Raw genomic sequence first — 15615 nt, forward strand, 5'->3', positions numbered from 1 at the left:
TAAAAATCTATGGTTTTTGTCCGCAGGTATAACCCGTAGTATACGTTCTTAATCAATTAAAGGAGCGTCTTCATGAAAAAACACCTTATCGCTGCTGCATTTGCAGGCGCATTTTTAACACTTGCTGGTTGTGCTGATGAAAGCACACCGCCTTCGGCTCAAGCACAATTCCTTCAACCTATAGATGTTGCTAACGTACTTGTTAAACCAGTACAAAGCTGGCACACCTATACAACTCGCTTAGAGTCACCGCAAGAAGTTGCACTTATGCCACGAGTATCTGGTGTTATAGAAGCGATTACGTTTAATGAAGGTGACCTTGTTAAAAAAGGAGATGTATTATTTAAGCTAGATGACCGTCCGTTTGCGGCAGTCGTTGCCAGTTTAAAAGCCCAAGTTAATAGTGCACAAGCTGCGCTTGAGCAAGCAAAAAGCGAAGCTAAACGCGCTGAGCGTTTAACTGAACGTAAAGCAATTTCAACTGAGCAAGCAGAGTCTCGTACCTCTGTATTACGCCAACGCGAAGCACAACTTGCTGCATTACAAGCACAGCTAACATCAGCTGAACTTGATTTAGAATTTACAGCCATTGTATCACCTATCGACGGTGTGATCTCGCGTGCCAATATCACGAAAGGTAACAACATCATTGCAGGGCAAAGCGTGCTAACCAGCATTGTTTCTAACGAAAAAATGTACGCCTATTTTGATGTGGACGAACGCACCTGGAATAGTGATTTTAGTAACGTGACCTCAAAAAGCCGCCAAGCCGTTGTAATGCAAAAAGTAGGCGAGCGCGATTTTGCTTACAAAGGGTACATTAACTTTATTGATAATCAAATTAACTCATCAACAGGTACGCTGCGTGTACGTGCTGTATTTGATCAGGATAACAGTCAATTACGAGCAGGGTCGTTTGCGCGTATTAAGCTTGCTGCTAATTCAGTTACAGAGCAAATAATTGTGCCAGATAGAGCAATAGGGACTGATTTAAAAAACCGCTTTGTTTTAACTGTGGGTGAAAATAATGTGCTGCAGTACAAATTAGTCACAGTGGGTGAGCGTTATGGTTCTCTTCGTGCCATCACCTCAGGTCTTTCAGAGGGCGATGTAATAGCCGTAAATGGCCCTGCTCGTGTTGGACCAGGTATGCCTGTGGCACCGAACAAAGTAACCATTGATAGCAGTGATGTTGCGTTCACCATGAACAATGACGATTCAAGCTTAGTCGCAAAGCAATAAGGTTTTTTAGATGAAATTTTCACACTTTTTTATACAGCGACCCATTTTTGCGGCCATGCTGTCTTTGGTTATATTAATTGCTGGTGGTATTTCGTTATTCCAACTGCCAGTAAGTGAATACCCAGAAGTCGTGCCTCCTACCGTGGTTGTAACAGCAAGCTACCCAGGAGCTAACCCAACGGTAATAGCGCAAACGGTAGCAACGCCGTTAGAGCAAGAAATTAATGGTACAGAAAACATGCTGTATATGTTTTCTCAAGCAACCAGTGATGGTCGTATGACGCTGACGGTTACATTTGCACTAGGTACTGATTTAGACCGCGCCCAAGTACAAGTACAAAACCGTGTAAACAGTGCCTTGCCACGTTTACCTGAAGAGGTGCAACGTTTAGGTGTGGTGGCTGAAAAATCGTCGCCCGATTTAACCATGGTGGTGCACTTGTACTCACCAGAAAAATCGCACGATACCGCGTATTTGTCTAACTATGCCGACCTATATATTAAAGACGAAATAGCACGCTTACCGGGTGTGGGTGACTTGCGTTTATTTGGCGCAGGTAAATACGCTATGCGTGTATGGTTAAACCCAGATGCGCTAGCAGCACGCGAGCTAACAGCAACCGATGTAATAACTGCACTTCGTTCACAAAACCAACAAGTAGCAGCGGGTAGCTTAGGTGCACAGCCGGTTTCTAACGACAGTCAATTTCAAGTACTGTTAAATGTAAAAGGGCGTTTAAACAGTATTGAAGAGTTTGAACAAGTAATTATTAAAGTGGGTGATGAAGGCCAAATAACACGCCTTACTGATATTGCCCGCGTAGAGCTTGGCCAAGACAGCTATTCTTTGCGTGCCGAACTTGACTCGCAACCTGCACTTGCAATGCCTATATTTCAACGCCCAGGGTCTAATGCAATTGAGCTTTCTGACCAAGTACGCGAAACCATGGCTCGCTTATCAAAAGACTTTCCTGAAGGTGTAGAATACGACATAGTTTATGATCCTACTGTATTTGTTCGTGGCTCTATTGATGCTGTAATTGCCACGTTGCTTGAAGCTATTGTACTAGTAGTGATTGTTGTCATTGTGTTTTTACAAACATGGCGTGCATCTATTATTCCACTTATTGCGGTGCCTATTTCACTCATTGGTACGTTTGCGGTAATGCAGTGGTTAGGCGTATCTATTAACACCTTGTCGCTGTTTGGTTTAGTACTTGCCATTGGTATTGTGGTGGATGACGCCATAGTTGTAGTTGAAAATGTTGAGCGTAACATTGAACAAGGATTATCGCCGCTTGAGGCAACACGTGTTGCTATGAGCGAAGTAACAGGGCCTATTATTGCCATTGCACTCGTATTATGTGCTGTGTTTATTCCTACGGCATTTATTACCGGACTGTCAGGGCAATTTTATAAGCAATTTGCCTTAACAATTACTATTTCAACGGTGATTTCAGCAATTAACTCGTTAACGCTGTCGCCAGCATTAGCGGCACTGTTGTTAAAGTCTCACGATACTAAGCCAGATGCATTTACACGTTTGTTAAATAAACTATTTGGCCGCTGGTTATTTAAACCCTTTAACCGTGTATTTGACCGAGGCGCCAAAGGCTACGAAAAATTAGTAAAAAAACTAATTCGTATGAGCTTTATTGTAATGATCGGTTATGTTGCCCTAGTAGGTGGAACCATTAAGTTGTTTGATGCAGTACCTGGTGGGTTTATTCCACAACAAGACAAACAGTACTTAGTTGCCATTGCGCAACTACCTGATGCAGCAAGCCTTGACCGCACTGAAGATGTACTTAGACAAATGCAACAAATTGCACTTGAAGTACCAGGTGTTGCTAATACGGTTGCGTTTCCAGGTCTATCAGTAAATGGCTTTACCAACAGCCCTAACAGCGGGATTGTGTTTACCCCGTTAGATGCATTTGAAGATAGAACCGATCCGAGTAAATCGGCCATGGCTATAGCCGCGCAGTTAAATCAACGGTTTGCAGCAATTGACGAAGCGTTTGTTGCAGTATTTCCACCGCCGCCAATTCAAGGTTTAGGTACTACAGGTGGCTTTAAACTTCAAATTGAAGACAGAGCAAACAAAGGTTTTGAAGCGTTATTTAATAGCCTACAAACAGTGATTGGTAAAGCGCAACAAGATCCAGCATTAATGGGGCTTTACTCAAGCTTTAGAATTCAAGTTCCACAAATGGATATTGATATTGACCGTGAACAAGCGTTAATTCAAGGCATTCCGCTTGACGAAGTGTTTAATGCTTTACAAATATACTTGGGTTCTGTGTATGTAAACGACTTTAATATGTTTGGCAGAACGTACCAAGTAAATGCGCAAGCTGATGCTGATTATCGCCTAGACCCAGATCAAATTCTTAACCTTAAAGTAAGAAACCGTGAAGGTAACATGGTGCCATTAGGCTCAATCCTAACGGTTACGCCAACAATTGGCCCAGACCGTGTAATGCACTACAACGGTTACCCAAGCGCAGAGCTTAACGGCAGTCCTGCACCTGGTTTTAGTTCTGACCAAGCTCAACTGGCAATTGAGGCTATTTTGGCCGACAACTTACCCAGTGGTATTGAGTACGAATGGACTGAAGTAACGTACCAACAAGTATTAGCAGGCAACACTATGGTGTATGTGTTCCCATTAGTTGTGTTACTTGTGTTTATGGTATTGGCTGCACAATATGAAAGCTTACGCTTACCACTGGCAATTATTTTAATTGTGCCAATGACGATATTTTCAGCATTACTTGGTGTTTGGTTTGTGGGTTCAGACAACAATATATTTACGCAAATAGCGCTTATTGTACTGGTGGCCTTGGCCTCTAAAAATGCGATATTAATGGTTGAATTTGCAAAAGATAAAAACGATACAGGCTTATCTCATATTGATGCAATATTAGCGGCATGTCGTATGCGTTTACGCCCAATACTTATGACATCAATCGCGTTTACAGCGGGTGTTATACCACTTGTACTTGCAACGGGTGCAGGGGCTGAAATGCGCCATGCGATGGGTAATGCCGTGTTCTCTGGGATGATTGGTGTAACCGTGTTTGGTTTATTGTTTACCCCGGTGTTTTACATGCTTGTTGTAAAGAAAAAAGGTAACACACAGGAGTTATCAAATGACTAATAAAATAGCAAAGCGGTTTAAAACACAGTTAACCGTAGCTTCTGTATTAATGGTCACGCTTATATCTGGCTGTGCAAGTAAAGTTGATGTGCTTGGCGAGCAAAAAACAATTAACGAATTTGTTGCCAGTGCTGCAGTTGCTGACCAACTAAGTGGTGCAGATGAAACTAACTGGTGGCACGCGCTCAAGTCCGAGCAGCTAAATCAATTAGTCACAGATGCACTCGCTAAAAACTACGACCTAAAAACAAGTCAGCTTGTACTAAAAAGTGCATTAGCTAGGCTGGGCGAGCAAAAAGCACAATATTTACCGCAAGGTGGTGTTGAGGTAGGCGCTCAAAGAAGCGGCTTAGGAGATACAAACTCACGCCAATCAAGTGCTAATTTTGCACTTAATTGGCAGCTTGATTTATTTGGCCGAGTTACTGCTTTAGTTGATGCCGCAAATGCATCGGCTATGAGCCAAGCAGAGCAAGTTCGTTTACTCCAAATTGAAGTTGTTTCAGCGGTTGTTAAAGGGTTTGTTAGCTATCAAGGTAATGCTGAAAAACAGCGCATTATTAGCTTACAAATACAAGCGCTTGAGCAAAGTATTGATGTGTTACAAGCGCGTGTTGATGAAGGCGTTGCAAGTGAGCTTGATTTAAACCGCACCCTAGCGCAATTACGCCAGCAACAAGCGTTAATTCCAGCCATTGAGTTTGCCAAGTACAGTGATTTATCAACGCTTGCTGTTCTTACAGGGCGTTTAACTCAAAATATTGAATTAACAAATGAACTGAGTGTGTTACGCAATAAATTTGACGTAACACTTAGTAAGCCAAATGCCGCTATTGCACTGAGGCCAGATATTAGCCGTGCAATTTATGACTTTAGCCAAGCCAATAGTTTAAGTGTGGCAGCCAGTAAAGCTTTACTACCAGATGTAAGCCTAAGTGGTTTTGCAGGTGTGTTAAGTGTAGGTAGTAATGGCTTTAGCGATACACAACAGCAATGGCAAATTGCGCCTAAGTTGCAATGGTCAATCTTAAGCTATCCTGCTCTTTTAGCACAACGAGACGCACAACAGTTTTTAAGTGAAGCCGCTTACAGCGATTATCAAAATGTGGTGCTTAAAGCACTTAGTGAAAGTGAACTCTCGTTGCAGGGATTAGTTAATCAGGCACAGCAAAAACGTTTTGCAGATGAACGTTTTGACTTTGCTAATAAAGCCTTTTTACAAGCAGAAGCCATGTATGAAGAAGGCCAAATCCCTTATCTAGAGTTGTTAGATGCACGGCAGGATGTTTTAATAGCACAAGAAAATGCAGTTGAAACAACCATTTTATCGTTACTTGCTAAGGTCAATGCGTACCAATCATTTAATGGGCAATGGAGCTATGCACTAAGTAACACAAATAAGTAGAGTTTAACGATGTCTGATACTGATATTTTAACGCAAAATACTATACCGCACACAATGCGTGCCATTGTATTAGAAAAACCGAATGATCAAATAAATTTAGCTGACATTGAGTTACCTGTTCCCGAGTGTTCAGATAACGAGCTACTGATAAAAGTAGAATATGTTGGTTTAAACCCCGTTGATGGGCATTTTGCAAAATCAGGTTTTTGTCAGTGGCAGTACCCGCATATTTTGGGGTTAGATGCGGTAGGTGTTGTAGTAAAAGCAAGTAAAGGGATTTTTCCTAATGTTGGCGAGCGAGTCATGTGGCATGCCAACGTAGGTGGGCAAGGGGTACTGAGTGAATACACAAAAGTGCCTAATTTTGCAGTGTCTATTGTACCGCAAGAATTAAATCCAGCGGTTGCTGCTGTGTTGCCTTGCGCCGGAATGGCAGCACTAATTAGCTTAGATAAAATTAGTATCACAGAAGGCCAAACTGTTTTTATTGAAGGTGGGGCAGGTGCTGTGGGTCAGTTTGCTATTCAGTTCGCTAAACAGCGTGGCGCTGATGTATTTGCAACTGCTTCTAAAAAAAATCACAAACTCGTTAAACAGCTTGGCGCTGATGTTGTGTTTGACTACAACGATAAAAAGTTGTGTGAAAAAATTCGTAGGGAGCTAGGGCCGCAAGGGTTCGATGCAGTAATTGATACCGTGGGTGGTGAGTCGACAGCGCGTAATATCGAACTCATGCGTTTTTGCGGAAAAATAGCGTGTTTAAATCCATTACCTTGTTTTGAACAAGATCTAATGTATCGGCGCGCGCCAAATATAAGTGTTGTGTCGCTTGGTGGTGCATGGCTCGCTAATAGTTTATGTGCGCAGCAACGCTTGAGCTTTATGGGTAATTTATTACTCGAAGGCGCCACTAATGGTGATATTAAAGCACCGACCTTAACGCCTGTTGAGTTTAACGCAAACGCGGTATCTAATGCCTTAAACACGCAGCTCGCGGGTGGTTTTACAGGCAAGCATGTCGTAAAAATAGGCTGTTAAAAAACTCTAATTAATACAAAACGCAGCCTGTTTAAGCTGCGTTTTTTTATGCCTTTTTTAGGTGTCATTCACTTATTATTTTTCATACATTTACACTAATAAGCAAAAGCATTTTAAAAAACTTGAGTGGCCATAAATCACGTATTTAACGTGTCAACTTACGCTGTTCAGTACAATAAATCAGGCTTAAATTCAAAAATTAAAACAGTCTGTATTTAAAAAAACACCCCTAATTTATTACCCACTTTACAGATTATTTGCTATTGGGTGCCTTTGCACGGCGTTTTATCAATCAATCTTAAAAAATTTATCATTTTCAGCGTACAGGTGTAAGCCTTTGTGTTTCAACAGTTTACGTTCGAGTAAAGAAAATAAATTGAAAAAACTGTTAATTAATTGAATAGAGTAATTGATCTAAAGCGATTTTTATGACGTAATGTAGGTATTATTTATCTGGTCGGATGAGTTCAATCATGAGTTTACGTACAAAGTTAAAAAAAGTTTTACCAAGTATTTCTATCACTGAGCAAGAAGCGCTAGACGCGGGTGATGTTTGGCTTGAAGGTTCTATCTATCAAGGTAAGCCTGATTTTAGTGCATTACGCGATGTACCAGCAGCTACACTAACAGCTGACGAACAAGCATTCCTTGACGGCCCTGTACAAGAGCTACTAGGCATGATTGACGATTCAGTAATTCAAAATGGCATTCACTTACCGAATGACATTTTAGAGTTTTTGAAAAAAGAACGTTTCTTCTCGCTTATCATTCCTAAGTCATTTGGTGGTTTAGAGTTTAGCCCTTACGCAAACTCAACAATTGTTGGCACAATTGCGACTAAAAGTTCTGCAGTAGCAGTAACAGTAATGGTACCTAACTCATTAGGTCCGGGTGAGCTACTTCTTCACTTCGGTACGCAAGAGCAACAAGCGCATTACTTACCACGCTTAGCAAACGGCACAGACATCCCATGTTTTGCCCTAACAAGCCCTGAAGCGGGTTCTGATGCAGGCGGCATTCCAGACGTTGGTAAAGTAACCAAAGGCATGCACAACGGCGAAGAAGTTCTTGGCCTAGAAATTACATGGGACAAGCGTTATATCACACTTGCACCAATCGCAACTGTTCTTGGTTTAGCATTTAAAGTAGTTGACCCAGACGGTTTATTAGGTGGTAAAGAAAACCTAGGTATCACGTGTGCCTTAATTCCAAAAGAGCACCCAGGTGTAGAACTTGGTAACCGCCACGATCCAATGGGTATCCGTTTTTACAACGGTACTACACGTGGTAACAAAGTATTTGTACCAATGGATTTTGTTATTGGTGGTCAGAAAAACATCGGCCGTGGTTGGCAAATGCTGGTTAGCTGTTTAGGTGCTGGCCGTGGTATTTCACTACCCGCGCTAGGTGTAAGTACAGCGCAAGTTGCACTTAAATCTGCATCTGAATACGCAGCAGTACGAGAGCAGTTTGGTCTATCAATCGGTCAGTTTGAAGGTATTCAAGAAAAGCTTGCTGACATTGCGGGTAAAACATACCTTCAAGAAGCAATGCGTGTACTTACAACTGAAGGTTTAGGTATGGGCTTAAAACCGTCGGTAGTAACGGCAATTGCTAAATACCACATGACTGAACTTGGCCGCGACGTATTAGACTCGGCGATGGATATTCAAGCTGGTAAAGCGATTCAAAACGGTCCACAAAATACACTAGCAAGTGGCTACGTTGCACAACCTATTGCAATTACTGTAGAAGGTGCAAACATCCTTACTCGTAACCTGATGATATTTGGTCAAGGTGTTATGCGTTGTCACCCATACTTACAATCTATGGTTGAATCAATCCACAGCGACGACAAAGGCGCTGATGCAGAATTTAACGGTATTTTACGTAAAACAATTGGTTACAGTACAGCAAACAGCTTACGTGCATTCCGTTTAGGTGTATTACCATTTACAGCTGGCGCAAGCTCAGCATTACCAGAAGTACGTGACTACGAAAAAGCAGTTCATAAATTATCTGCAAAACTTGCAGTATACGCTGACTTCTCGTTGTTAGTACTTGGCGGTAAATTAAAGCAAGCAGAAATGCTATCAGCACGTTTAGGCGATGTAATGAGCTTCTTGTACGCAGCTATGGCATCAATTAAATACTACGAGCAAAAAGTAGCGAGCAGCGAGCGCGAGCAAGCAGCACCTTACTTCCATTATGCAACTCGTTTTGCACTACAAAGCGCAGAAGAAGCATTGCACAAGTTCTTAGATAACTTCCCTGCAAGTGGTACTCGTAAGTTTATTCGTTTCGTTACAATGAACTACTCAACTAAAATGCCAAAAATCAGCGATGATTTAATCCGTGAATTAGCTGAACAAGCACAGCTTGATACAGCATTTAAAGCGCAAATAACGCATTTAGTTAAGCCTATTGAAGGCGACGGTCATCATATCAACGAGCAAGCTTATAAAGCTAAAATTGCATCACTAGCTGAACTTGCAAAAGTTAAAAAAGCATTACGTGCAAGAACCATCAAGCCAGGTGCTCGTTTTAGCATTACGCTTGAAAACGCACTTGCTGCAAACGTAATCACAGATGCTGAGTTTGCTCAGTTAATTGATTACAACAAGAAACGTGAAAAAGCGATTCGTGTTGATGAGTTCGATTTTGATATGAACATATTAGATGACAACGCACAACCAGTTAACCCACTTAAAAGTGTGGTTAACCAGTAAGCTACAAAGCTAATTCAATGATGCAAAGCGCCAGCAAAATCGGCGCTTTTATTCTTAAGTGACTAATTAGTGTGGAGCCCCGTTTGATTAAAACCAAACGGGGCTTTTTTATGTGTTTTTTAAAGTAGCAATAGATAGCAATATTGGTCTTAAAGCGAATATGTAACGCTAGAGGATTAAAAAGGCGCTCATAATTTTGAAAAAGGGCTAACAACTCCATTAGCAGCTTGTGTTTTAGCTGACATGTTACGTTTTAATACAATATGGTCTAAAAACGCTTCGACTTCTGAATTTCCCATTGAGCTTGGGTGGCGTTTGTCGTGAAAGTGAATAAAGTTTGGACCCAACTCAAATAAGCATTAATAGTTCTTAATGAATACTGTCGAGTGAGCATATAGTCGGCAATGTAATTTAAATACGCAGAGCGAGTTTTCATTTTCAATTCGTGAAATTAGCGCTGTATATATGCACAGCCATGGCTTCGTCGCTCGCATAGTCAAGAAAACGACCCATTCGCTCGTTTTATACTAAGAAGAATGGACTTCCCAGCTTTCACTAGACAGTTTTTAATTCAGAATAATACGCTTCTTCAAACTTAGCTGCATAGAACCGGTGTTTGGGAATATTACCGTAAATAAGGGCATGAATAAACTGACCTTGCGGGGGCAAATGAAAGTGAATGCTCAGTGGCAGCTGTATTGCCTTGTTCATAACATAGAAAAGCTGCAAAACAGGCTGCATTAAAAAAGGTAAGCTACTACCTCTCCAAATAAGCCACTTAAACACCTGTCGCCCCTTCCAAAACACCAACTAAAGTAACAGCAAACCCTCTTTTTATACTTTATGTAAAATCGAAGTAACCGATTGAATCAAAGTAGGAACTCGGCTATGGTTAATACATCAATTAAAGTAAATTTAAAACAAGTTAATCTACAGGTTCGTTAGATTGCTTCAAATAAATTGATACTTACATACTAAAACGGAATCGATAACATGAGCGTGAAATGGGGAATTATTGGCTGCGGGAAAGTGGTAGAAGATAAAGTAGGCCCTGCATTTAGCTCAATTACCGGTAGTGAATTAGTTGCTGTTATGCGGAGAGATCAACAAGCTGCTCAACGCAGCGCAGAAGCATTGGGAGCTCGTCATGCCTTCTCTTCTGTACCCGAACTTCTAGATTCTGGAATAATCAATGCCGTCTATATCGCAACTCCACCTGGATTACATTTTTCTCAGGCTATGGAATGCTGTAAAAGAAAAATCCCAGTGTATATTGAGAAGCCTTTCACAAGAAATTTCACTGAAGCCAATAAGCTCGTGGAAGAATTTGAACGGCAAAACACTCCTCTGTTCGCCGCCCACTACCGCAGAGCATTGCCTAAATTTATACAAATAAAGGAACTCTTGGAGTCAGGAGAAATAGGCAAAATAAAGGGAGTAGATTTCAGGCTGAATCGAAAATACTCTGAGCACGCATGGCTGTATAACCCTGAAATCTCCGGCGGTGGAAAGTTTTTTGATATAGCCCCTCATACTATAGACCTATTGATATTTCTCTTCGGAGCGTTTTCAACGCTTAGCAGCAATGTTACAAATTTTTCAGAGCCGAACGGGACTGAAGATCTTGTTACCGCGATATTTCAGACTGACTCCGTAGCAGGAACTGTCAATTTCAATCTGAATAGTATCGAAAAATCTGACCACATGATTATTACAGGAACTGATGGCTCAGTTCAATTCTCTGTGCATGGAAATTCCCCGATCTCGGTTAACACTAAAGAAAACCACTATGAAATTGAAAGCCCAAGCCCCTCGTTTATAGAAACACCAATGATTCGCGAGGTCGTCCACTATTTGTCCGGTCACCCTGCAAAACCTTGTTTTGGGAAAGACGCTTTACCAGCTGTTCTTGCGATCGATAGCATTCTAGAAGAATTTTATGGTGGAAGGCAGAGAGATTTTTGGAAGGATCAACTATGACCAGCATAAGTCTAATAGATGTCATAGGGGTTATTGGCAGTATTACAACAATCGTTGTAGCTGCAATCGCGGGGCGACACTATGTTATCAGAATAGTCATAGGGCACATATGGCATGCTGATGGCGCTGGCTGGCAAATTATCAGCCCACTTTACGCGAACGCTCAGTCAACGCCGAAGGTGAAAAATTTTGCGCGCATAGAGGATGTCCTCGCACATCACGAGGTTGTGGAATCTTTAAAAACAGCAAAAATTGAATACGCGAACCTGAAATTCGGGTACGAAACTGAGGGAAGCTTCAAAAACTCTGTACTTGTTTGTGGCCCCTTCGCGAATTCCCAGTCAAAGAACACTGCAAAGAACTTTAATCTTTGTTACGAGATAAAAAGAAATAAAGAAAAGAATCTTCCGTACATTTACGACCATTTTTCCAAGAACGAAATCTACTCACCATCTGATCAAAGTAAAGAGAAGTCAGATATTGCAATAGTGGGAAGAATCACAGATAGGGAAACCAATCAGAAGCACATTATTTTATGGGGGCTTCATGGTATCGGGACATTTGGGGCTGCCGCTGCACTTAATGAATCAAAACTCATGTGGCGAATAAGACGGGAGGTTGGAAGCGAAGATTTTCTGGTTGTGGTGAAAGTCTCTTATTCGTCTATAGAGACAGTTGAAGGTGTCAATTTCTTTCATCAAATAAGAATTGGTTCGGAGACCCTTAGAAAGTGATTTACATTGTAGAGCCTAAGCGTCCAATGCCGCTGGGCTACCGAAACCCTCTTTTTTGTCAAGTTATCGCCAGCGAGTTATCCAGCTGTTTAGACTATGGAAAAGATTTCAGGCTAGTTGATTTAAACACTTCACATGAACCTAATCTTGAAGGTGCTGAATTGTATATTTTTAACACCCCTGAAGGGTGTGAAAAATCGATTGAAGAAACACTCTCAAAACTAGAAATTGATAATTCTGTCGATGTGCTTTTCGTCGGCGAAACTGTTACTGATGGCTTAACCGAAAATTTCTTTCGCAGCATTCGTACAGATGCCCGGCAATTTTCTTTTTCAGGGCGAGATGAAAAAAGAATCGCTTCTGTTGTGCTCAAAAGAGATCGATTTGAGTCAAGTTTGAAAAATTTGAACTACATTAATTCTGACAGTGTGTTCGTACCCAGTGCCAGTACTACACTTGAGGCTTCTGTCGGAAGCCTTCCCCCGCTATTCACTGATGAAATTTACGAAGAAATTTTAGTGTCGGGGCAACAAATATATCTAGAGGCATTCTCTAGAGGTTGCGAGTTCAAATGCAGCTTCTGCCATCTTAATAATCAAACGATCACATCTGGTGTAGTGCAAAATATCTGGCATGACACTGCTAATCTAATTGCAGAAATCAGATCGCGTTTAGGTTTCTGGCCTGCTATTCAATTTACAGATGAAAATTTTTTTGGTGGAAAAAACCTCTTAGAAAAGGACAAGAGACTGGATAGAGTGCTGGCTCTTTCTGAGAAGCTCCGCGCTATGGGCTTTGATGGCCGAATCGGCATTGATACAAGGTCTGATAGCCTTGCTAACCCAAATGAAAATTTGGAAATGTCCAATAAGAGATTGAGGGCTATTAAAGCTTTCTCTGAAAGTGGTCTTGACTACATTTATCTCGGCGTCGAATCATTTAATCAGTCTCAAATAAATAGGTATAAAAAGGGGTTTAAAAACGAATCTACCCTGAGAGCTATTCGCCTGCTCGAAGGTCTGGAAATACCGTTTACGATCGGCTTAATAAATTTCGACCCCCTTGTAACAGTTGAAGAAATTCAGAAGAATATTTCTTTTGTGGAAGAACACAAAATTCACTGCAACGTAGCTTCATTTCTTAAGGAGATGCGTTTGCATGCGAGATCTTCTTACATCAGAAAGAACGGAGGGAAACTGGCTATTTCCACTGGTAACAACCAAAAAAACCATTTGTTCTCAGATCGAGAGTCAGTTGACTATGTGTCTGATCAAGTAAAAAATATTGCTGGTGTGAGCAGAATAGTCCACAAACTTTTTTCTGATCACGGTTACAGGCATTCCGACGTAGCATATTTCATGCCACAGCTTCCGGACTATATAGAACAAGATCTCAGAACCTTACCTGCGGAAGTAATTGAGTTTGAAATTGACGTTCTTAGATATCTTATTGCCGAGCCAGACAATTCTTACGAAGACAGCAGCCAATTAGTGATTGAAAGATGTAAAAACTTCATTACTCATATTTTAAACAAATACAGCAAAATCTTTAGTTTAGGTGACCTAGAAAGTAGTTACGCTAGTAAGTTTCTTTCTTATCTAGAGCTTGTATTCAATGGTATCAGGCAGGAAATTGAAACCACCGGTGTTGGAACAACAGCAATCTAACAATGCCTTGCAGCCGACCGTCGTCCGCTACGCTCCCTCCGGCTGCTGTGTAGTGGTCAATAAAATTTGGCCACAGTTTTAGAATCTTGATATCTAACCTCAGATTCATTTGGCGCTAAACCGGCATTATAATTATGCGGCCTAACGTTATTGTAATATCCGTTGATATAATCACTAACGCTATATTTAGCATCTATAAAATTTCCATATCCAACCTTTGGCATCCATTCCGTTTTAAAGCTTCTAAAAAATCGCTCCATTGGTGCATTATCCCAACTGTACCACTACAATCACGCATTAAGCCTAATGAAACACAGTTCAGAAGGGATTAATGACCGACACATAGTTTGGTTTATTTTGAAAGAAAGTGAGGCTTTAACTAACTACTCTGGCCGGTTATCCGAGTCATTTATGTCAAATGTAAGGCTGCAATATCAGCTCAAAAAAAATACTGTTACTTTAATAGGAAAAGATGGGGGCATTAAATCTCAAGGAAGCACTGTTGATGTTAAAGCACTTTTTTCGATTATAGATGCCATGTATATGCGACAGCGAGAAGTACAACTAAAAAATTAAAAATGGGTGCCATTTAAAAATAAAAGCTGTGGGCTTGTTAAAGCATTAGGTTTAATTAAGTACTTTCACTAATAATACCGTCTAATGCTAAACTACAAAAAATTAATTACTTAATACAGCTATGGCATTTTACCTTTCCTTATTACAGCCTCACTTTAAACATATTGAAATAGGTGCAACACTTACTTCGCTTTGGAGCGGGTGTGGCAGTATTGTTGAGTGCAGGCTTGATAATGTGCCTTGTGTTATAAAGGCGATTAGAATACCCAGCCACATAAACCATCCAAAAATTAAGCAAAGCGAATTTGCATTAAAAAGAAAGCAGCAGTCTTATAATGTTGAATATAACTTTTATAAGCATTACAGCCAGCATTTACCTAAAACAGCAAGCAGTATTGCATGTGTGAGTGCTATTAATTGTGGCGATGAGTATGCGCTGGTATTTAAAAATTTTACTCAGTTTGGGTTTACGCAAGCCAGCTCGTTGCATATAAAGCCAATATTAAAGTGGCTTGCTCACTTTCATGCGTTTAATTTGAATAAGCAACATGATGATTTGTGGGAGCAAGGGTGTTATTGGCATTTAAATACCCGGCCAGATGAATTTAACGCGCTTATGTCAAACCCTAATAACGAGTTTGATATAAAAGTAGTTGCTAAAAAATTAGCTTCTCAGCTAGAACACACTAAGTATAAAACGTTAATCCATGGCGATGCTAAACTGGCAAACTTTGCTGTTAATTCAAATAATGAGGTACGTGGGTACGACTTTCAGTACACAGGCGCTGGCGTTGGTATAGTCGATGTTATGTATTTTATGACGAGCTGCTTTAGCTGTGAAGAGCTATATGCTCATGCAGAAAACGAACTTGCATATTATTTCGATGAGTTAGAACATGCACTCACTCAGTATCAACCTAATATACCTGCTCAAGCGGTAATAAAGGAATGGAAGGCGTTGTGGTCTGCTTCGTGGGCTGATTTTTATCGCTTTTTAGCAGGGTGGAGTCCAGAGCATTATAAATTAAATAGTTATATGCATGACCAAGTTGTTAGTTGGTTTGAAACCAACAGCTGAACT

Annotated in this window: 11 protein-coding genes and 2 pseudogenes; 11 read left to right on the forward strand and 2 right to left on the reverse strand. The window is 40.8% G+C overall.

What is annotated here, in order from left to right; all coding sequences use genetic code 11:
* Nucleotides 1–72 precede the first annotated feature (72 nt).
* The 5 genes from ACFI34_RS06385 to ACFI34_RS06405 all read left to right on the forward strand — a co-directional run bounded on the left by ACFI34_RS06385 (nt 73) and on the right by ACFI34_RS06405 (nt 9577).
* The gene (locus tag ACFI34_RS06385) at nt 73–1242 is read left to right on the forward strand and encodes an efflux RND transporter periplasmic adaptor subunit (protein WP_462672849.1); all 1170 of its coding nucleotides are present in this window, start codon (nt 73–75) and stop codon (nt 1240–1242) included.
* Nucleotides 1243–1252: 10 nt separating this feature from the next.
* The gene (locus tag ACFI34_RS06390; protein WP_008127493.1) at nt 1253–4405 is read left to right on the forward strand and encodes an efflux RND transporter permease subunit; all 3153 of its coding nucleotides are present in this window, start codon (nt 1253–1255) and stop codon (nt 4403–4405) included.
* Complete coding sequence (locus ACFI34_RS06395) at nt 4398–5810, forward strand: TolC family protein (RefSeq protein ID WP_462672850.1); 1413 nt, start codon at nt 4398–4400, stop codon at nt 5808–5810. The genes ACFI34_RS06390 and ACFI34_RS06395 overlap by 8 nt, the downstream gene beginning before the upstream one ends.
* 9 nt (nt 5811–5819) lie before the next feature.
* A complete protein-coding gene (locus tag ACFI34_RS06400) occupies nt 5820–6848 on the forward strand; it encodes a zinc-binding dehydrogenase (RefSeq protein ID WP_462672851.1) in 1029 nt (342 codons plus the stop codon).
* Nucleotides 6849–7321: 473 nt separating this feature from the next.
* Nucleotides 7322–9577 carry an acyl-CoA dehydrogenase gene (locus ACFI34_RS06405; RefSeq protein WP_058429757.1) on the forward strand — a complete coding sequence of 752 codons (2256 nt, stop codon included), beginning with the start codon at nt 7322–7324 and terminating at the stop codon, nt 9575–9577.
* Between the two features lie 188 nt (nt 9578–9765).
* Here the strand turns inward: ACFI34_RS06405 and ACFI34_RS06410 are convergent, their stop codons facing one another.
* Entirely contained in the window at nt 9766–9876 is a 111-nt protein-coding gene (locus tag ACFI34_RS06410) for a hypothetical protein (protein ID WP_277055079.1), read from the reverse strand.
* A gap of 292 nt (nt 9877–10168) precedes the next feature.
* On the opposite strand from ACFI34_RS06410, the pseudogene ACFI34_RS06415 reads away from it, so the two are divergent.
* The 4 genes and pseudogenes from ACFI34_RS06415 to ACFI34_RS06430 form a co-directional block, all read left to right on the forward strand.
* A pseudogene (locus tag ACFI34_RS06415) lies at nt 10169–10321 on the forward strand (transposase); the annotation flags it as partial.
* 249 nt (nt 10322–10570) lie between these two features.
* Nucleotides 10571–11557 (forward strand): Gfo/Idh/MocA family protein, encoded by a 987-nt coding sequence (locus ACFI34_RS06420; protein WP_462672852.1) that lies wholly within the window; start codon nt 10571–10573, stop codon nt 11555–11557.
* Nucleotides 11554–12291, forward strand: coding sequence for a hypothetical protein (locus tag ACFI34_RS06425; protein WP_462672853.1), 738 nt, complete (start codon nt 11554–11556; stop codon nt 12289–12291). The genes ACFI34_RS06420 and ACFI34_RS06425 overlap by 4 nt, the downstream gene beginning before the upstream one ends.
* Complete coding sequence (locus ACFI34_RS06430; protein WP_462672854.1) at nt 12288–13958, forward strand: radical SAM protein; 1671 nt, start codon at nt 12288–12290, stop codon at nt 13956–13958. The genes ACFI34_RS06425 and ACFI34_RS06430 overlap by 4 nt, the downstream gene beginning before the upstream one ends.
* Nucleotides 13959–14014: 56 nt before the next feature.
* Here ACFI34_RS06430 and ACFI34_RS06435 read toward each other — a convergent pair.
* Nucleotides 14015–14233 (reverse strand): annotated as a pseudogene (locus tag ACFI34_RS06435) (IS3 family transposase); the annotation flags it as partial.
* 1 nt (nt 14234) lies between these two features.
* Between ACFI34_RS06435 and ACFI34_RS06440 the strand changes: the two are divergent.
* Nucleotides 14235–14534 carry a DUF4174 domain-containing protein gene (locus ACFI34_RS06440; RefSeq protein ID WP_462672878.1) on the forward strand — a complete coding sequence of 100 codons (300 nt, stop codon included), beginning with the start codon at nt 14235–14237 and terminating at the stop codon, nt 14532–14534.
* A gap of 121 nt (nt 14535–14655) precedes the next feature.
* Nucleotides 14656–15612: a protein kinase family protein gene (locus ACFI34_RS06445; RefSeq protein WP_462672855.1), complete on the forward strand. Its 957-nt coding sequence runs from the start codon at nt 14656–14658 to the stop codon at nt 15610–15612.
* Nucleotides 15613–15615: the final 3 nt, after the last annotated feature.

It is taken from the genome of Pseudoalteromonas sp. PSi26 (assembly GCF_054960575.1).

Bases quoted from the DNA above. Each gene is read 5' to 3' on its own strand.
- ACFI34_RS06445 (WP_462672855.1), top strand. From the start codon at position 14,656: ATGGCATTTTACCTTTCCTTATTACAGCCTCACTTTAAACATATTGAA.
- ACFI34_RS06395 (WP_462672850.1), top strand. From the start codon at position 4,398: ATGACTAATAAAATAGCAAAGCGGTTTAAAACACAGTTAACCGTAGCT.
- ACFI34_RS06420 (WP_462672852.1), top strand. From the start codon at position 10,571: ATGAGCGTGAAATGGGGAATTATTGGCTGCGGGAAAGTGGTAGAAGAT.
- ACFI34_RS06385 (WP_462672849.1), top strand. From the start codon at position 73: ATGAAAAAACACCTTATCGCTGCTGCATTTGCAGGCGCATTTTTAACA.
- ACFI34_RS06410 (WP_277055079.1), bottom strand. From the start codon at position 9,876: ATGGGAAATTCAGAAGTCGAAGCGTTTTTAGACCATATTGTATTAAAA.
- ACFI34_RS06400 (WP_462672851.1), top strand. From the start codon at position 5,820: ATGTCTGATACTGATATTTTAACGCAAAATACTATACCGCACACAATG.
- ACFI34_RS06425 (WP_462672853.1), top strand. From the start codon at position 11,554: ATGACCAGCATAAGTCTAATAGATGTCATAGGGGTTATTGGCAGTATT.
- ACFI34_RS06405 (WP_058429757.1), top strand. From the start codon at position 7,322: ATGAGTTTACGTACAAAGTTAAAAAAAGTTTTACCAAGTATTTCTATC.
- ACFI34_RS06390 (WP_008127493.1), top strand. From the start codon at position 1,253: ATGAAATTTTCACACTTTTTTATACAGCGACCCATTTTTGCGGCCATG.